General features: G+C 29.0%; 2 protein-coding genes and 1 pseudogene. 2 read left to right on the top strand and 1 reads right to left on the bottom strand.

Features of this window, described 5'->3' with window-relative positions; genetic code table 11:
- Both AC2LE6_RS08750 and AC2LE6_RS08745 read left to right on the top strand, forming a co-directional pair.
- Positions 1-557: pseudogene (locus AC2LE6_RS08750) on the top strand (hypothetical protein); the annotation flags it as partial.
- Between the two features lie 134 nt (positions 558-691).
- On the top strand, positions 692-2989 hold the full coding sequence (locus tag AC2LE6_RS08745) for a hypothetical protein (protein ID WP_484478877.1): 2298 nt from the start codon (positions 692-694) through the stop codon (positions 2987-2989).
- Positions 2990-2999: 10 nt separating this feature from the next.
- Here the strand turns inward: AC2LE6_RS08745 and AC2LE6_RS08740 are convergent.
- Positions 3000-3267: hypothetical protein (locus AC2LE6_RS08740; protein ID WP_484478876.1), on the bottom strand; the 268-nt coding region annotated here is incomplete at its 5' end.

The raw sequence follows: 3267 nt of genomic DNA, 5'->3' as shown, positions 1-3267 counted from the left end.
GTGATGAAATCGGTGAAGAAAATGACGACGATGATGACAACAGTGATGAACTAGATACAGATGATGACGATGATGAATTTGAAACAGAAGATGAGTCAGACGATTTCGATGAAGAAGAAAATGAACAGAAAATGGTTTTAGTTGCTACAAATGGTGAAGACACAATCACAATTACTTACAAACTTGAAACTGAAGAAGACGACACAACGCAAAAATTCGAAATAGAAAAGAATATTGCCGGTGTTGAGAGTGAACTAGAGATTAAAATCTCAGTTGAAGAAGATGAATACAAATTAACAATTAAAGAAGACGATAACGAATATTCATTCAAACGTGAAGTTGAAGATGATGGCGAAGTAGTATATAAACTAAAATATGAAGTAAACGGTGTCAAAGGTGAAGTTAAAATCACAGAAACAGTTAACGAATTAGGAGAAGTAGTTTATACTTACAAAATCAAAGAGAACAATAAGGACAAAGAAGTAGAACTCGATGAACCAGATTCTGATGGATTTGATGATGATGATGAAGATGACGAGGAAGAAAACGAAGTATAATAATTAAGAACCCTACATTCAGTTAGGGTTTTTCTTTTGATATATATGTAGAGACCACCTACATATATGTGTACAGGGACATTTGTAGTCTATTCCTCAGAATGATATAATGAATTGAATAAGGGGGTTTTATAATGAGTAGTAATGATCTGTTTGATAAGACAAAAAAAGTAGTGGAAGCTCAGAAAGATTTTGTTGATTTGGTAAACGATCTTAAAAACGAAGTGAAGAGTGTATATGATAGAAATCGTAAGTTGGAAGCTGAAAACTCAAAACTTAAAGAAGAAATCCAATACTTTCTTAAGAGCGGAACAAAGCAAACTGTTGTATCTGAACCAGTAATGAAAGAACCGGTTATAGAAGATGCTAACATTATTGAAGAAGTTAAGGTTGAAGAAAAAAGAGATGAGAGTCACACAACTGTTCTAAAACCAAAAGTTCCTCAAAGTAAAATTAATAAGGCACCTAAGACGCAAAGTCCTTTAGTGGAATTCTTCCTTGGAAAGAACATTATTGTTAAAATAGCAACGATATTAATATTTTTAGGTGTTATTTCATTTGGACAATTAGCATATGTTAACTGGTTAAATGAAGTTGGTAGAGTTATCCTGATATTTTTAGTTGGTGTATTTATATTTGGAATTGCGTATATTGCTGAAAAGAAAAAAGCGATTGTCTTTAGTAATGTGTTCTATGGACTAAGTTTATTTGTTATTATGTATAGTTTTATTTTGGCAAAAGATGGCTTTGGACTGATCAGTAATCATGTACTAGCTTACTTACTAATTGGACTAATCACATCAAGTTTTATTTATTTTAAAGATAGAAGATATGATTTTCTTGATATCATTCTATTTGGATTCTATTATTTAGCAGCACTTATATTTGTCATTGGTATTGAACCATCTAGTGGTATTTATGTTTTAATTGAAGTGATTATGTTCACTATTATACTAACGTATATAACGTATATATATAGTCGTTTCCATTATGAATCAAAACCATTGATGAGAGTTTTATCTTTCTCAGTAAATACAATAATATTAATCATTATTACGATGTATATAAATATTCAACTCTCAGTACATACAGGATTCTTTTCACTTAGTATTTTTATACTTGGATTATTTGGATTATTTACTGGGTATGTAATTGCGATGTATACAAATGAAAAGCAAAGTTTCAATGCAAACATAGTTACAGCACTTCAAACAATGATACTTATCTTTTTAGGTTCCTTATTAATATCATTGAGTTTTGAATATACTTTTGGAATGATAAATGGCTCTAACGTTATTTTATTGTTTATAGTCTCATTTATTCCTCTTTATACTTATATGTATAGACAACAGGATAACGATTACGTTGAATTAAAGCAATATTTCATTATTGTGATTGCAGCAGTAGGATTTCTATATACATTTATAAGTGGACCACTAGGATCAAGGTCAAACTTTGAGTTTGATGTAAGAAATATACTTTTAATAGTTGAAACATTAATCTTCTATATTCTAGGGAAGTTCACCAAACAAGATCTACATAAGGCGATTTCTTATATTCTTGGTGCTCTGGTGATTGTCACTAATATTAATCATCTTATAACAGATGGTACATTTTTGTTTGATCAATCAAACATTGTATTTGTAACAATGTTAATGGGGATTACTATGCTTCTAGTTAATATGTTTATGAAGTATCGTTTCAAAGACGAACACGATGAGGATGGGATTTTTGCACATAGTATTACATTACTAGCATTGATTCCCGTTGTTATAACATTTACAAATGATTTGTTTAGTACAGATTTATCATATCTATTAGCATCTGTATTGATTTTGTTTATTGGTTATAGATATTTATGTGAACTATCAATATGGAAGTTGCAATATCGTAAATACTTTATATCAGGGATTCATTTGATTATTATATTATTAACATTTGCGATTAACTTGGTATATTTCGATCACAATTTCAGTTTGTTTAGTGATGTATTTAAGTTCTTATTTATGCTTGTTATGAACGGATATATTGTAGTATCTTTAAGAGAAATATATCGTTTATATTATGAAGAGGAATATGAAGAAAACTTCTTCATGGTATTGTTTGGAATTGGAGTTCTTGTTCAAAGTTTCTTCATTCATAATTATATTAATATTGAGTTTGACAAGGTTATCTTATCTAGTTATTTCTTAATTGCATCTGCAGTTGGAATCCTTGTAGGATTTAGAAAGAACTGGACACTGACAAGAAAAATTGGACTTGGTTCTATTTATTATAGTTTGGGAAAATTCTTTATATATGATTTCTATAGACAAGATCTTGATACTTTTGTGAGAATGATTACGTATTTTATTCTAGGTTTTATATTACTTGGTATTTCATTCTTATATGCATATTTGGAAAAAACATATTCAAAAGAAAAAGAGGAATAATTCCTCTTTTTTATTTACTTATATTGTAGTTTTCGTAAAGGTTTGTTGCCTTATCATATGCTATGTTAATACAACTTTCAAAGTTTCTAACGAAATCTTCCCATCTATAAACAGATATGAATGAATCGTAGCTAACATTGTTTTTATTTTGAATTACTTTTTCATTATTGATATTTGACGATATGATTTCAGGTAATTTAGTTTTATCTGCTCTCCAGATTCCTTTTAAGCCTTTTTTCATGATATAGCTATAATCATTACCTTTATCAGGAATAACA

It is taken from the genome of Candidatus Izemoplasma sp., from assembly GCF_982632705.1.
This window is presented reverse-complemented; position numbering and strand designations above follow the sequence as displayed.

Bases quoted from the DNA above. Each gene is read 5' to 3' on its own strand.
- AC2LE6_RS08745 (WP_484478877.1), top strand. From the start codon at position 692: ATGAGTAGTAATGATCTGTTTGATAAGACAAAAAAAGTAGTGGAAGCT.